Source organism: Xanthomonas arboricola pv. guizotiae (assembly GCF_002940205.1).
Lineage (GTDB): Bacteria > Pseudomonadota > Gammaproteobacteria > Xanthomonadales > Xanthomonadaceae > Xanthomonas > Xanthomonas arboricola_C.
On record NZ_MDSK01000023.1, the window covers coordinates 18,075 to 33,747 of the forward strand.

11 protein-coding genes are annotated in these 15,673 nt (G+C 65.9%); 4 read left to right on the plus strand and 7 right to left on the minus strand.

Annotated features, from left to right (window positions below; all coding sequences use genetic code 11):
- Positions 1-2 precede the first annotated feature (2 nt).
- On the plus strand, positions 3-1,685 hold the full coding sequence (locus XarbCFBP7408_RS14330) for a long-chain fatty acid--CoA ligase (protein WP_104563531.1): 1,683 nt from the start codon (positions 3-5) through the stop codon (positions 1,683-1,685).
- A gap of 183 nt (positions 1,686-1,868) precedes the next feature.
- Complete coding sequence (locus tag XarbCFBP7408_RS14335) at positions 1,869-2,738, plus strand: crotonase/enoyl-CoA hydratase family protein (RefSeq protein ID WP_104563532.1); 870 nt, start codon at positions 1,869-1,871, stop codon at positions 2,736-2,738.
- 55 nt (positions 2,739-2,793) lie between these two features.
- Here the strand turns inward: XarbCFBP7408_RS14335 and XarbCFBP7408_RS14340 are convergent, their stop codons facing one another.
- From XarbCFBP7408_RS14340 to XarbCFBP7408_RS14360, 5 genes are all read right to left on the minus strand, one after another.
- Entirely contained in the window at positions 2,794-4,992 is a 2,199-nt protein-coding gene (locus XarbCFBP7408_RS14340) for an ATP-binding protein (RefSeq protein WP_181106953.1), read from the minus strand.
- Positions 4,993-4,996: 4 nt separating this feature from the next.
- On the minus strand, positions 4,997-6,133 hold the full coding sequence (locus XarbCFBP7408_RS14345; RefSeq protein WP_104563534.1) for an HD-GYP domain-containing protein: 1,137 nt from the start codon (positions 6,131-6,133) through the stop codon (positions 4,997-4,999).
- Between the two features lie 140 nt (positions 6,134-6,273).
- Entirely contained in the window at positions 6,274-7,791 is a 1,518-nt protein-coding gene (lysS, locus tag XarbCFBP7408_RS14350) for a lysine--tRNA ligase (RefSeq protein WP_104563535.1), read from the minus strand.
- A 208-nt stretch (positions 7,792-7,999) separates the two neighbouring features.
- A protein-coding gene (gene prfB, locus XarbCFBP7408_RS14355) for a peptide chain release factor 2 (RefSeq protein WP_104563536.1) occupies positions 8,000-9,125 on the minus strand; the annotation gives its coding sequence in 2 pieces (ribosomal slippage) (positions 8,000-9,049 and positions 9,051-9,125; 1,125 coding nt in all).
- Positions 9,126-9,356: 231 nt separating this feature from the next.
- Entirely contained in the window at positions 9,357-10,277 is a 921-nt protein-coding gene (locus XarbCFBP7408_RS14360; protein ID WP_258072141.1) for a LytTR family DNA-binding domain-containing protein, read from the minus strand.
- Between the two features lie 152 nt (positions 10,278-10,429).
- On the opposite strand from XarbCFBP7408_RS14360, the gene XarbCFBP7408_RS14365 reads away from it, so the two are divergent.
- Both XarbCFBP7408_RS14365 and XarbCFBP7408_RS14370 read left to right on the plus strand, forming a co-directional pair.
- Positions 10,430-11,644 carry an acyltransferase family protein gene (locus tag XarbCFBP7408_RS14365; protein WP_104563580.1) on the plus strand — a complete coding sequence of 405 codons (1,215 nt, stop codon included), beginning with the start codon at positions 10,430-10,432 and terminating at the stop codon, positions 11,642-11,644.
- Between the two features lie 100 nt (positions 11,645-11,744).
- Positions 11,745-12,782 (plus strand): DUF1176 domain-containing protein, encoded by a 1,038-nt coding sequence (locus XarbCFBP7408_RS14370; protein ID WP_104563538.1) that lies wholly within the window; start codon positions 11,745-11,747, stop codon positions 12,780-12,782.
- A gap of 230 nt (positions 12,783-13,012) precedes the next feature.
- Here XarbCFBP7408_RS14370 and recJ read toward each other — a convergent pair whose 3' ends face one another.
- Together recJ and XarbCFBP7408_RS14380 are read right to left on the minus strand one after the other, a co-directional pair.
- Positions 13,013-14,752, minus strand: a complete 1,740-nt coding sequence (gene recJ, locus XarbCFBP7408_RS14375) for a single-stranded-DNA-specific exonuclease RecJ (protein ID WP_104563539.1) — start codon at positions 14,750-14,752, stop codon at positions 13,013-13,015.
- A complete protein-coding gene (locus tag XarbCFBP7408_RS14380; protein WP_104563540.1) occupies positions 14,749-15,669 on the minus strand; it encodes a phosphoglycerate mutase in 921 nt (306 codons plus the stop codon). The genes recJ and XarbCFBP7408_RS14380 overlap by 4 nt, the downstream gene beginning before the upstream one ends.
- Between the last annotated feature and the right edge of the window lie 4 nt (positions 15,670-15,673).

The following is a 15,673-nucleotide window of genomic DNA, read 5'->3' on the forward strand; positions in this document are numbered from 1 at the left end:
AGATGAATCAGGCACGTCCTTGGTTGCAAAGTTATCCGGCCGGCGTCTCCGACGAGATCGATCTGGAGCAGTTCCGTACCGTGGCCGAGGTGTTCGCCACCTCGGTCAAGCGGTTTGCCGACCGCCCCGCGTATCACAGCTTCGGCAAGACCATCACCTATCGCGAAGCCGACCAGCTGGTCGAGCAGTTCGCCGCCTATCTGCTTGGCGAACTGCAGTTGAAGAAAGGCGACCGCGTCGCCCTGATGATGCCCAACTGTCTGCAGTACCCGATCGCCACCTTCGGCATCCTGCGTGCCGGCCTGACCGTGGTCAACGTCAATCCGCTCTACACCCCGCGCGAGCTGAAGCATCAGCTGATCGACTCCGGCGCCAGCGTGCTGGTGCTGATCGACAACTTTGGCACCACCGTCCAGCAGGTCATCGCCGACACCCCGGTCAAGCAGGTGATCACCACCGGGCTGGGCGACATGCTCGGCTTCCCGAAAGCGGCGCTGGTCAACTTCGTGGTCAAGCACGTCAAGAAGCTGGTGCCCGATTACCGCATCAATGGCGCGATTCGTTTCCGCGAGGCACTGGCGCTGGGCCGCAAGCACAGCGTGCCGACCCTGCAGATCGAGCCCGACGACATCGCCTTCCTGCAGTACACCGGCGGCACCACCGGCGTGGCCAAGGGCGCGATGCTCACCCACCGCAATCTGGTGGCCAACATGCAGCAGGCCCATCAGTGGCTTGCCGGCACCGGCGAGCTGGAAGAAGGCGCCGAGGTGGTCATCACCGCGCTGCCGCTGTATCACATCTTTGCATTGACGGCCAACGGCCTGGTCTTCATGAAGATCGGCGGCTGCAATCACCTGATCAGTAATCCGCGCGACATGCCCGGCTTCGTCAAGGAACTGAAGAAGACCCGCTTCACTGCCTTCACCGGGGTCAACACGCTGTTCAACGGCCTGCTCAATACCCCTGGCTTCGATCAGGTGGATTTTTCATCGCTCAAGATGACCCTCGGCGGTGGCATGGCGGTGCAACGTTCGGTGGCCGAACGCTGGAAGAAGGTCACCGGCCTGACCCTGGTCGAGGCATACGGCCTGACCGAAACCTCGCCGGCCGCCTGCATCAACCCGATGGACCTGAAGGACTACAACGGCTCGATCGGCCTGCCGATTCCGTCCACCGATGCCTGCATCAAGGACGACGCCGGCGCCGCGCTGCCATTGGGCGAGATCGGCGAGCTGTGTATCAAGGGCCCGCAGGTGATGAAGGGCTACTGGAAGAAGCCCGAGGAAACCGCCAAGGTCATGGATGCCGACGGCTGGCTGCACACCGGCGATGTCGCGCGGATGGACGAACAGGGCTTCGTCTACATCGTCGACCGCAAGAAGGACATGATCCTGGTGTCCGGCTTCAACGTGTATCCGAACGAGATCGAGGACGTGATCGCCGAGATGCCCGGCGTGCTGGAGGTGGCCGCCGTCGGCATGCCGGACGAAAAGTCCGGCGAGATCGTCAAGGCCGTCATCGTGAAGAAGGACCCTGCCCTGACCGCCGACGCCGTCAAGGCGCACTGCCGCGCCAACCTGACCGGCTACAAGCAGCCGCGAGTGATCGAATTCCGCAAGGAACTGCCGAAAACCAACGTCGGCAAGATCCTGCGCCGCGAATTGCGGGATGCACCAACCAGGTAATCGCAGGCATGTTCCGGCAGGAAGTGAAGACCCTGCCGAAGATGTACACCAGAGGGCTTTCCCGGCGATGGGAAGGCCCTCTGCGTTCGTGGAGATAGTGCCGGTGTAGCATCGATTCGGAGTGGATCGTGCGCGCCCGCCGGCATCCACTCTCCCACCGCGGGCCCTCCCAGGATCATGCCCATGAACAAAATTGAAAAGCGCTACCTCGGCCGTCCTCATTCCACCATTCGTGTCGACTCATCGGTCGCCGACGGCACCCACTGGTTGTTTATGCATGCGGACGCGGACGCCGGAGTACGGCCGTGCTGCCGGACCGACTTGCTGGAAGACATGTGGGAGATCATGAGCACCATCACCCGCGCACCGCACGAGCGTCGCACCGGCGAGCTTCGTCATTTCGTCCTCGCCTCCGACGCGGACGCCTTCAATCTCGGTGGCGATCTGGACCTGTTCGCACGCTTGATCCGCGAACAGAATCGCGAGCAGCTCATGCGCTACGCGATTCGCTGCGTGGAAGGCGTCCATCACCTGCATGTCGGCTTCGGTGGGGACGTGCGCAGCATTGCGCTGCTGCAAGGCGATGCATTGGGAGGCGGGCTGGAGATGGCCCTGGCCTGCCACACCATCGTTGCCGAGGAAGGCATCGGCATGGGGCTGCCCGAGGTCCTGTTCGGCCTGTTTCCGGGCATGGGCGCGTATTCGTTCCTCTGCCGTCGCGTGTCGCCCCAACTGGCAGAGAAGATCATTCTCGATGGACGCGTCTACAGCAGCGAAGAGATGCATGCGATGGGAATCGTGGACGTGCTGGTGCCCAAGGGACAGGGCGTCGCCGCTACCCAGACCCTCATCCGTCAGCAGAAGCGCATCTCCAACTCCTATCTGGCAATGAACGCGGCACGCAATCTGGCCCAGGCAGTGCCTTACGACGAATTGCTGCGCATTACCGAAGTCTGGGTCGACACGGCGCTGGCACTGAGCGACAAATCGCTGCGGACGATGGACCGCCTGGTCAAGGCACAAAATCGCCGAGCCAGCGCAAGCGTTGCCTGATTTTTGGTCGATCCAATACTGGGGGAATCAGGCCCGGCCGATGGCCGGGCTTTGCTCAGCCCGAATCGCCTTTACCGGTGGCGTCGCCATCGGATGTTTTGTGTACACGCTGGGCAAGCGCTTCGCGTCCTTGTACCAATCCGTGATTGAGCTGCTCCAGCCGCTGCCGCCATTCGGCGCGTAACTGGGTTTCGGAAAGCCGCATCAACTCGCCACCCTGCTCGGCCAGTCCGACCAGCCCGAGATTGCTGGAAACGCCCTTGACGGCATGCGCATGCTCGCGTAGCAGCTCCCAGTCCTGGTCGGCGGCGGCCTTGCCAAGCTGCACCACACAGGCAGCCGCGTCGCTGAGGCACTGTTGGATGAACTCGCGTTCGAATTCCTTCCCCATGCCCAGTTCGGCCAGTTCGTCCAGGACGGCAGGATCGAGCACGACACCGCTCGGCGCCGGTCCGCGCTGGGCAATGGCCGGATCGGCCTGACGCAATTTCTGGTTGACGGCGATGTCGGACAAGGTGTCCAGCAACTTGACCGCCGCAACCGGCTTTGCCAGGAAGGCATATGCCCCGGCTTGCTCGCAACTGCGAATCGACTCGGGCGTCACGTCGGCACTCAGCACCACCACCGGCGTGCCCGGTTTGCCGCCCGCCTGCATGACCCGCAGTTGCTTGAGCATGTCCAGGCCACTGACGCCGGGCATGTGCAGGTCGACGATGGCAGCGTCGTAGTCGGTGTCGGCCAACGCGTCCAGTACCGCCTCGCCCCCATCCACGCAGGTCACGCGATGTCCCGCTTTCTGCAACAGCCGCTGCAGCACCAGGCGGTTGGCCAGGTGATCGTCTGCCACCAGGATCATCATGCTGCGCACGCGGGCGCGATGGCGCAGGAATGGATCGGCAAACGCGATCACGTTGCCCGGGATCGTCGTGGCATCGGCGTCCGCCAACACGGGCGGTGTCGCGGCGGCCGGCTTGGCGGACGCCGGACCGAACGGAAGCTCGAACCAGAACAGGCTACCGCCTTGTGGATTCTCCTCGAAACCGATTGCGCCGCCCATCGACTGGACCAGCCCCCGCGCGATGGTCGTTCCCAGACCGCTACCTTCGAACCGCCGGGCCAGCCCGGTATCGGCCTGTTCGAAGGCCTCGAACAGGCGCGGGCGCATGTCGACCGGCACGCCGATCCCTGTGTCCAGGATCTCGAACCGCACACGCAGTCCCGTGCGGGCATGCGCCGCCGTCGCCACGTGGGCATTGCTGACCGCCACGGTCAGCTGCACGCAGCCATGGTCGGTGAACTTGACCGCATTGCCGACCAGATTGAGCAGGATCTGCTGCAGGTGCACCGCATCCCCATGCAACAGCGTCGGCACGTCTTCTGCCACGTTCGCCCGGTAGTCCAGGCCCTTGGTCTTCGCCTGCGGTTCCAGGATCAGGGCGATGGCCTGCAGCGTATCGCGCAACGCAAAATCGGACGCATTGATGCGGAGCTTGCCGGCTTCGATGGCCGAGATATCCAACACCTCTTCCACCAGCGCCAGCAGGCTGCGCGTGGAGGCTTGAATGGTTTTCAGGCATTCGCGCTGCTCGCTGTCCAGCCGCGTCGTTGCCAATACTTCGGTCATTCCGGACAGACCGTTGAGCGGTGTCCGAAACTCGTGGCTCATGTTGGCCAGAAAGCGGCTCTTGGCCTCGCTGGCACGACGCGCCTCGGCGGTTGCACGGGTCAACTGCCGCAGAAGACTGGAGAAATACAGCGGAACGGCAGCCAGACCAACCGCAAGCCCGACCCCAAGGCGCTGGTTGCGTTGCCAGTATTCGGTCATCGACAGCGTCGTGGAAAAGCTCACCACCGCCATTGCCACCGCAAGATACAGATACTGGTTGCCATAGCGCAGGCCATTACCGACGGTGACCCACATCACCACGACATAGACCCAGGCCAGCGGCTCGCCCATCTGGATCATGCCGGCCGCCATCAGCCCGTAATCGGCCAACATGCCCAGGATGCGGCGCGCATCCGAGCGGTCGGGTCGCCACAGCAGCCATCCGAACAATGCAAGGCCCAGCCCGAGGCCTGTCAGCACGATGACCAAGACCCCGGTGTGCTGGTGCAGCGGCAAGCTGTGCCGGACATCCGGCACAAGGACATATGACAGGATCAAGCTGATCAGCACGATGCGGACGATCGCCTGGCCATGTTCGCTGTCAGGTCGATTCATCAACCGCTGCCGGATCCTTCCGAACGGATTCATAGCCTCACACCCCGGGTCGTGCCGATGCGGTCGAGAATTCGCCGCAGATCTGGTCCAGCTGCGTGCGGCCGCGCAGCAGCGCATCCACGCAGCGCGGGTCGAACAGGCGACCGCGCTGTGCGTAGAGATAGGCCAGCGCGGCATCCATGGTCCAGGCGTCCTTGTATGGGCGCGGCGACAGCAGCGCGTCGAACACGTCGGCCACCGCCACGATGCGCGCTTCCAGCGGAATCGCCTCGCCGACCAGTCCATCCGGGTAACCGGTGCCGTCGTAGCGCTCGTGATGACGCAGTGCGATCAGGGCGCCGACCTGGATGAAGCGGTTCTGGCTGCCGCTGAGCAGCTCGTAGCCGATCCGCGGATGCCGCTTCATGATGCTCATCTCGTCGTCGGTGAGCTTGCCCGGCTTGAGCAGCACCGCATCGGGAATGGCGATCTTGCCCATGTCGTGCAGCGGTGCGGCCATCTCGATGATGCGCACCTCTTCTTCCGACAGGCCGAGCTGCTCGGCGATCAGGCCGGCCACGTGCGACATGCGCTCCAGGAAGGCGCTGGTGCCCGAGTCGCGGTACTCGATGGCGCGCGCCAGCCGCGACAGCGTCTCGCGTTCGCGCTCTTCGACCTCGTTCATGCTGGCCAGCAGGCGCTGCTCCAGCGACAACGCGCGTTGCTTGACGCTTTCGCTCTGCTGACGCAGCTGCAGCAAATTGGCGCAGCGCGCACGCAGTTCGCGCGGGCGGATCGGCTTGACCAGGAAATCGATCACGCCCGCTTCCAGCGCCGCCTGACGGATCGGCTCGTCGCCGACGATGGTGATCAGGATGATCGGAATATCGCGATGGCTGGGCAGCCGGCGCAGACGCCGGGCGAATTCCAGGCCATCCATGCCGGGCATGCGGTAGTCGAGCAGCAACAGATCCACCCGTCCGGCCTCGCACCACGCCAATGCATCGAGCGGGTCACCGAAATCGTAGACCTTCAATTCCGGTGCGATGTCCTCGATGACGTGGCGCAGCATCGTCCGCGCGGACATCTGGTCATCGACAATGACGATGTTCAATCCCAGATCCGCCTTTTCCGACCAGCTTCCCGATGGATCCGCCGACGAGGCGCCGGCAAGATTACCCAAAACATCCTGCATAGCCGTTGCTCCTCTATCCCGAGAACGGAAAAGCGATGACGCCGGCCGCTGCGCCGACTCCCCCGACGATACGCCATTCGGGGCTCCGCTCTAGCATATGCAGTATCTGTGCCGTCGGCACGCCGACGACACAAAAAAGATCAGGCCTCCGGACGCATGTACGGGAACAGCAGCACATCGCGGATCGAGGTGCTGCCGGTCAGCAGCATCACCAGGCGGTCGATGCCGATACCCAGGCCGCCGGTCGGCGCCATGCCGTACTCCAACGCACGGATGTAATCGGCGTCGTAGTGCATCGCTTCGTCGTCGCCACCGTCCTTGGCCTGCACCTGCGCCTGGAAGCGCGCGGCCTGGTCTTCCGGGTCGTTGAGCTCGGAGAAGCCATTGGCCAGCTCCTTGCCGTTGATGAACAGCTCGAAGCGGTCGGTATACCCCGGCTCGGTGTCGCTGGAACGCGCCAGCGGCGACACCTCGACCGGGTGGTCGGTGATGAAGGTCGGCTGCACCAGGGTGTGTTCCACGGTGGCCTCGAAGATTTCCAGCAGCAGCTTGCCCCAGCCGTAGGACGGCTTGACCTTGATCTTCAGCCGGTCGCAGTGGCGCAGCAGCGCATCGCGATCGGTGCAATCGGCCGCGCTGATCTCCGGGTTGTGGTGACGAACGGCCTCATCCATGCGCCAGCGCCGGAAAGCCGGCGCCAGATCGATGGCGGCGCCGTCCCAGTTCACCTGGGCGGTGCCCAGCACCGACTGCGCGGTGTCGCGGATCACCTGCTCGGTCAGGTCCATGATCTCGTGGTACGTGGCATAGGCCTCGTAGAGCTCGAGCATGGTGAACTCGGGATTGTGCCGGGTCGACACGCCCTCGTTGCGGAAGTTGCGGTTGATCTCGTAGACCCGCTCCAGCCCACCGACCACCAGCCGCTTGAGGTACAGCTCCGGCGCCACGCGCAGGTACAGGTCCAGGTCCAGCGCGTTGTGGTGGGTGGTGAACGGCTTGGCGGTGGCGCCACCGGGGATGTAATGCATCATCGGCGTTTCCACTTCAAGGAAGCGGCGCGCATCCAGCCAGGCGCGGATCGCGCGGATGATCCTGGAGCGCTTGATGAAGACCTCGCGTGCCTCCGGGGTGACGATCAGATCGACGTAGCGCTGGCGATAGCGCTGCTCCACGTCCGACAGGCCGTGCCACTTGTCCGGCAACGGCCGCAGCGACTTGGTCAGCAGGCGCAGCGCAGTGGCCTTGACCGACAGCTCGCCGGTCTTGGTGCGGGTCAGGCCGCCCTCCACCGCCACGATATCGCCGACATCCCAGCCCTTGAACGCGGCATAGGCATCGCCGAGCACGTTGCCCTGCAGGAACAACTGCACGCGCCCGGACTCGTCCTGGATCTGCGCAAAGCTGGCCTTGCCCATCACCCGCTTGGCCATCAGGCGGCCGGCCATCCTGACCGTGCATCCGCTCGCTTCCAGCGCCTCGGGGGACCAGGTGCCGGCATCGGCGAATTCGGCCTGCAGGTCGCCGGCGAAGTGCTCGCGCACGAAATCGTTGGGATAGGCGATGCCCTGGCCGCGCAACGCGCCCAGTTTCGCGCGACGCTCGGCGATGAGGCTGTTCTCGTCGGCGGGGATCTGCGGCGCGGGGGTCTGCTCGGTCATGGCGGAAATCGGTCTGCGATAGGTCGGGCGCATGCCCGGTGGAGAATGCGGAACCGGGCTGGCCGGCTCCTGCGTTTTACGGTGTCTCGGTGACAATTGCACGGCGCAACGGGACGGCGTGGCGATTTACCGGCTGCACGGCGCTGCATAGCGCGGCAGGGCGCGGATGACGTCGCTGCGCAGCAGGCGCGGCAACGTCTCACTGCGGTCAGGCATCCAGGCGTTTGGAGCCTGCCGCCAGACCGGCCTTGAGGCTGGCCTCGACGAATTCGTCCAGGTCGCCATCCAGCACTTTCTGGGTGTCGCTGCGTTCGATGCCGGTGCGCAGATCCTTGATGCGGCTCTGGTCGAGCACGTAGTTGCGGATCTGGCTGCCCCAGCCGATGTCGGACTTGGTCGCTTCCAGCGCGTCGCGCTCGACGTTGCGCTTCTGCACTTCCAGCTCGTACAGCTTGGCGGCCAGCATCTTCATCGCGTTGTCGCGGTTCTGGTGCTGGCTGCGGCCGGTCTGGCAGGCGACCACCGTGTTGGTCGGGATGTGCGTGATACGCACCGCCGATTCGGTCTTGTTGACGTGCTGACCACCGGCACCCGAAGAGCGGTACACGTCGGTCCGCAGGTCGGCCGGGTTGATGTCGATCTCGATGTTGTCGTCCACTTCCGGCGACACGAACACCGAGGTGAAGCTGGTATGCCGGCGGTTGTCCGAATCGAACGGCGACTTGCGCACCAGCCGGTGCACGCCGATCTCGGTCTTCAGCCAGCCGTAGGCGTACTCGCCCTCGATGCGGATGGTGGCCGACTTGATGCCCGCCACTTCGCCGCCCGACACTTCCATCAGCTCGGTCTTCCAGCCGCGCGACTCGGCCCAGCGCAGGTACATGCGCAACAGGATTTCGGCCCAGTCCTGCGCCTCGGTGCCGCCGGCACCGGCCTGGATGTCGACGAACGCGTTGGCGCCGTCCATCTGGCCGGAGAACATGCGCTGGAATTCCAGTTTCTCGACATGCGCCTGGTACTTGTCCAGATCGGCGATCACCGCCATCGCAGTGTCTTCGTCCTGCTCGATTTCGGCCAGCTCCAGCAGATCGACGGCATCGCTCAGGCCGGCCAGCACATCGGCGATGCCGATGACGGTCTTTTCCAGCAGCGAGCGCTCGCGGCCCAGGGCCTGCGCGCGCTCGGCATCGTTCCACACATCGGGGCTCTCGAGCTCCCGGCTGACTTCTTCTAGACGTTCTTTCTTGACGTCGTAGTCAAAGATACCCCCTGAGCGAGAGCACGCGATCGTTGAGATCGGTGATGCGCTGGCGGATCGGATTGGTTTCGATCATGACGGACTTCCGGCAAACAAGCCCGGTAGTTTAGCAAGCGGGCGACGGTGGCGGAACGCGGTGGCGGTCGTGACGGGCCGCAGTTTCATGCCGGCCGTGACGTCATGGCGACCACTGCAAGCTCGGACCGGAACAAGGCAGCCAGGAGGCGGCTCAGATGACGGGCGCCTGGGCCCATCTGCCACTGCGAAGCCATCGGTGCGATCGCACGGCTAACAGCCTGGATAACCGTCAGCCCTGCGCGGCCTCCACACGCTGCGGCGTAGGCGCCTGCCCTGCCACCACCCGTAACGCGGCCAGGTAACGGCGACTGCACGGCAGCACGGTGGCGTCGGCCAGGTGCACGCGGGCGTCGCCGGATTCCAGCGGCTCGATCGCCAGCACGCGTGCCAGCTGCACCAGATAGCTGCGATGGATGCGCACGAACACGGCCGGGTCGAGCCTGGCCTCGATCGCGGCCATCGTGCTGCGCAGCGGGTAATCGTGGCCGCGTACATGCAAATTGACGTAGTTGCCCGACGCCTGGACCCATTCGATGTCGGCGGTGGCGACCAGGAAGTCGCGCCCCAGCTTGCGCACCAGAAAACGCTCCGGACGGTCCAGCGGCTCGACCGGCGGGCCTTCGTCCGGGGCGGCCAGCAGATGTGCCTCGCCCTGCCGACGCCGGCCATACCATGCCAGCGCATGCCGTAGCGCCACCAGCAAGGCAAAGGTGCGCAGATCCTTGGAGAGTTCATACAGCCACTGCAACCGCAAGGCACCGAAATCGTAGTGCGCACCGACCGCCAGATAGACCAGCTTGCGCAGCAGCACCATGCCGCTCACGTGCAGCAGCCACCAGACAAGTGCGGCCGCGAGATAAAGAGGAACGCGCCGCCGCCAGACATCGGCATGCAACGGCCAACGCGTGCACAGCCAGATCAGTGCCGGCAAGAGCAGCAGTGAGACGGTCGCGCTGCTCAGCTCCCAGGTCAGCACCTGCCACAGCAGCAGTGGCTGACCATCGCGGCGTGCCGCCAGCCATGTGCTCGCGGTGTTGCCCAGCGCGCTGCCATAGAAAACCAGCAGCCAGATCAACGCCACCCAGCGCCTGCCCGCGCCGGCATCGCTGTCGGTCGCGCGTGCGATAGCCCCGGACACAGGTGAATTCATCCGCGCATTCTATGCAAACCGCCCGTTTGCCGTCCCCGGTTCGTCACTGTGGGACAGCAACTGGTCACTCGGGGACGGCATTGCCGCCCTTGGCGCAGCTGCTTGTTGCCTGCGTTGCCGAGGATGCGGGCATGCCTCCTGCCGACACCACCATGACCGAACGCCGTCACGATATCGATGCCTTGCGCGTCTTCGCCTTCGCACTGCTGATCCTCTATCACGTGGGTATGGCCTATGTGGCCGACTGGGATTTCCACCTCAAGAGCGTGCACACCGCGCAGTGGCTGCAATGGCCGATGATCGTGCTCAACCGCTGGCGGATGCCCCTGCTGTTCATGATCTCCGGCATCGCGATCGGGCTGGCGCGGCCGCAGGCCAGGCCCTGGCGCTTTGCCTTGCAGCGCTGCGGGCGATTACTGCCGCCGCTGTTGTTCGGCATGTTCGTGGTGGTCGCGGTGCAGGCCTATTGCCAGGGCGTGAGCAACGGCAAGGTCAGCCCGGGCTTCGGCAGCTTCCTGCTGCGCTACTGGCAGGTGCGGCCATGGCCGGCCGGCAGTTTCGATGGCTGGGAGCACGGCATCACCTGGAACCATCTGTGGTATCTGGCCTATCTGTTGCCCTACACCATCGCCTTGATGGCGCTGGTGTCGCTGACCCGCCCGCTGCGGTTGGCCGCGTGGCCGCGCTTGCCCGCTGCGCTGGCGGTGCCGGCACTACTGCTGTTGCCGATCCTTTGGGAAGCGTTCTGCGTGCTGTGGGTAATGCCGCGGCATCCGCCTACCCACGCGCTGTTTGGCGACTGGTTCGTGCACGCCGAATCGTTCCCGCTGTTCGTCCTGGGGTATCTGCTGGCACGCCGCGAACGCTTCTGGCAGCTGGCCGTACAACTGCGCTGGCTCACCTCGGTCGCCGCGCTGGTGGCGATCGGCACCGAACTGGGCATTCGCTATTCCGGCACCCATGGACAGCCAGCGCAACTGGGTGCACCGCTGGCCGCGCTGCCGTGGGAGGCGATCGAGCATAGCGCACGTGCCGCCTACACCTGGCTGGCGCTGCTGACGATTCTTGGCTGGGCAAGGCATCGTTTGAACCGCCCGCTGCGCTGGCTGGCGTACTGCACGGAGGCGGTATTCCCGTGGTACATCCTGCACCAGAGCCTGATCATCGTGACGCTGTACTGGCTGATGCCCCTGCATCTGAATGCCTGGCTGGAGCCGGCGCTGGTCCTCGCCGCCACCGTGATCGGCTGCCTGGCGTTGCATGAGTTTGCGATCCGCCGGCTGCGCTGGTTGCGTCCCTTGTTCGGATTGCGTGCGCTCAGGCCGCGCCTGGCGGGCAGGACCGACAGCGCGCCGGTGCCGTCATGAAAATGTTGCGCAGGCGTGTCCCGCTTCGGCATGCGCAGCCCTGGACGGCCCGTCGGCAGCAACGCACGATGCGCGCCGGACACGCTTTTTCGAAGACACCATGCGCCCTACCCTGCTTGCCGCCACCTTGTTGCTCGCGCCTGCCGCCGCCCTTGCCGATGCGCCGGTCGGCATCGCCTTCGATCACCAGGACTGGACCATCGCCTGCGACAACACCCGCACCTGCCGCGCTGCCGGCTATCAGCCGGATGACGACGACAGCACGCCGGTGTCGGTCTTGCTGACGCGCAAGGCCGGTGCGGGGCAGCAGGTCACTGCCGAGTTGATGCTGGGCCAGTACGACGAGGTCAAGCTGCCGGCATCGCTCACCTTGCGCATCGACCAGCGCGACCTGGGCAAGCTGGCATTGAATCGCGACAGCGGCACCGCGCCGCTGACCAGCACGCAGGTGACCGCACTGCTGGCCGCACTGACCCGCAGCAGCAGGATCGTGGCGCTCGGCAACGATGGTCGCCGCTGGCAGCTGTCCGATCGCGGCGCTGCGGCGGTGCTGCTGAAGATGGACGAGTTCCAGGGCCGGCTGGGCACGCGCGGCGCCCTGGTGCGCAAGGGCGATCGCGACGAGGCTGCAGTGCTGCCGGCCGTGCCGGCACCGCAGGTGCGAGCGGTCAAACTCGCAGCAACGCAAGCAGCCGATGCGCGCCTGGGCACGCTGCCGGCGTTGTACCAAGCGCTGCGTGCCAGCTTGCCGGCCGACGAGGAATGCAAGGGGCTACAGGCCGGCGATGCAGCCGAGCCGCTGTCGGTCACCCGGCTCAGCGGCGACAAACTGCTGGTCTCGACCGACTGCTGGATGGGCGCCTACAACGTTGGCACCGGTTTCTGGGTCATCAATGCACGCGCGCCGTTCGCGCCGACATTGGTGACCACGCAAGCCAGCGATATCGACGGCTCCACCATCCTTGCATCGCAGAAGGGACGCGGCCTGGGCGACTGCTACAGCGAGTCCAGCTGGACCTGGGACGGCCGCCGTTTCGTACCGACCTCCGAATCCACCTCCGGCCTGTGCAGATTGGTCGCCGCCGGCGGCGCGTGGGAATTGCCGACCTTGGTGACCGAGGTCAAGAAGGTGCCCTGACCGGGGCGAGGTCAGTACGAGCGCAGGTCTGCTTGCAGCACTGTCTTGCAAGACGCCTTGAGCGACGAACGAAACCACCTTGCCGCCATCAGGCATGCGTACTTGCGGCATGTACCACCACGTGCATGCCGGCTGTGGGTGCGCCCTCCCGTGCAGAGCGGTTGATGTGAAGCCTGGCTGCAGGGCCGCGCTGTCGCCCCTACCGAAGCCCGCGATTGACAGCCGCGCGCTCAGCCCGTGACTGTCGCCGGCTCGCAGTGCTCGACGATCAGCTGCACCGCGGTGCCGCCGCGATAGTCGTCGCTGACCAGGCGGTACGCCAGCCGCACCAGGCGTGCCGGTTCGCTGCCGCGCCAGCCGTTGAAGTGGATGGCGTTGAGCGGTTCGGCGCGGCCGGCGCAGCGCAGGGTCAGCTTGAGGTGGCGCTCCTTGAGCACGCGGTACTGCAGCACTTCGAACCGACCATCGAACAGCGGCTCGGGAAAGCCCTGCCCCCACGGCCCGGCCACGCGCAGCGCCTCGGCATGCAGGTGATCGAGTTCGTGCGCGGCCAGTTCGCCATCGCTATGCAATTCGGCATGCAGCAGCGAGGCGTCCACCATCGCCTGCACCTGGCGCTGGAATGCCTGTTCGAAGGTCGCCAGCGCGGCATGCTCCAGACTCAGCCCGGCCGCCATCGCATGCCCGCCGAACTTCTGGATCAGGCCCGGGTGGCGCGCATCCACTGCCGCCAGCACGTCGCGGATATGCAGGCCGGGGATCGAGCGTGCCGAACCGCGCAGCTGGCTGCTGCCCGGCTCGGCCGGCGCCAATGCGATCACCGGGCGATGCAGGCGGTCCTTGAGCTTGGAGGCGACCAGGCCGATCACGCCCGGGTGCCAGTCGGCATCGAACAGGCAGGCGGCGATCGGCAACGCGCCATCGGCATCCAGCACCACCCTGGTGACGGCCTGTTCGGCATCGTCGGTCATCAGCTGCTGCACCGCGCGGCGCTCGGCGTTGATCTCTTCCAGCGTGCCGGCGATCGCGCGCGCCCGGTTCCAGTCCTCGCTGAGCAGCAACTCGATGCCCAGCGCCATGTCTTCCAGCCGGCCGGCTGCGTTGAGACGCGGGCCCAACGCAAATCCGATATCGCTGGCGCTCAGGCGCGCCACGTCGCGGCCGCTGGCATCGATCAGGGCGCGCAGGCCGATGCAACCCTTGCCCTCGCGCAGGCGGCGCAGGCCGGCCGACACCAGCGCCCGGTTGTTGATGTCCAGCGGCACCAGATCGGCAACGGTGCCGACTGCCACCAGGTCCAGCAATACCGACAGATCCGGCTCGGCGCGCTCGGCGAAGGCACCGCGCGCGCGCAGCACGCCGCGCAACGCCATCAGCACATAGAAGATCACCCCGACCCCGGCCAGGGATTTGCTCGGGAAGCGGTCGTTGGCCAGATTCGGATCGACGATCGCGTCGGCCGGCGGCAATACCTCGCCAGGCAGGTGATGGTCGGTGACCAGCACCGTCCAGCCGCGCGCCTTGGCGGCGGCCACGCCGGCGTGGCAGGCGATGCCATGATCGACCGTGACCAGCAGATCCGGCTGCAATGCGGCCAGTTCCTCCACCAGTGCCGGCGACAGGCCGTAGCCATGCACCATACGATTGGGTACCGCGTGATGCACATCCAGCGCGCCGAGCATGCGCAAGCCACGCACGCCGACCGCACAGGCGGTGGCGCCATCGCAGTCGAAATCGCCCACCACCAGGATGCGCCGTTGCCGGGCGATCGCATCGGCCAGCAACTCGGCCGCCACGTCACTGTTGTGCAGCAACTGCGGCGACAGCAATTGACCCAGACGCGGCTGCGCGCCGTGGGTATCGGTGACGCCGCGCGCGGCATAGATGCGGCGCAGCAGCGGCAACATGGCATCGGGCCAGCTGCCGGCCTGCCCGGGCGGGCGCCGGACGATCCGCGGGGTGGAGGTCATTGCGCCAGCTGTGCCCGCGGCTTGCGCCAGAAACGCCAGCGTTGCGCATGCGTCAGCGACACGGTTTCGCCATCCTGGAAATCCAGCACCAGCCGATCCAGTTCGCCACGCGCCATCGCCGCCAGCAGCGGCGCCACCGCATCGTCGCTGAACTGCTGCAGCGAGCGCAGATGGCGCAGGTCCACCAACGCATCCACGCGTTGTTCGCCCTGCGCATCGGCACCGGCCGCCAGCGCCAGCGCACGCAGCAGCGATTCGCGGCTGCGTACCTGACGGTGCGGCGAGCTCACCGCATGCGGTAGCACGCCGCCGCCCCAGAACCACAGCGAATTGATCGCCGGCTTGCCGCTGGCCACGCGGCCCTCGTTCCAGGGGTGCTGATGCAGCAGCACCTGCGCTTCGGTCAGCAAGGCACGCCAGCGCCGGCCGATCTCGCCGGCCGGCAGATGCTCGAACAGGTCATCGCCGATCGCCAGACCCGGTGGCGCAAATTCCGGCAATTTGGCATCCGGCGACAGCCGCAGGTACCAGCGCGCAGGCGTGGGCGCATCCAGCAGGAAGCCCGCATCGCCGAACATCGGCTTGAGGATGGGCAGCAACACCGCCAGGTCCTCGGCCGTGGGGCCGAGCGCCTCGCCGTAGCCCATCAAGCGCGCGCCCTGCATATCCGGCACCACATAGGCCGGATCCGCACGCACCCAGGTCGCACCAGCCGCATCGCCGGCATCGAGCTGGCGGGTCAACGCGGCCACCGGCCAGTGCGCAGGCGTCAGCGTGAAGTGGCGCTGCAGCTGCGCCACTTCGCCGGGCTCGGCACCTTGCTGGTCGGCACGCGCCAGTGCGCGCGCCACCGGCGTGTCGCCCAGTTCACCGGGCAGGCGGCGTTTTTCCGGCAGCAGCAGCGTGGCGGTGGTCATCGGG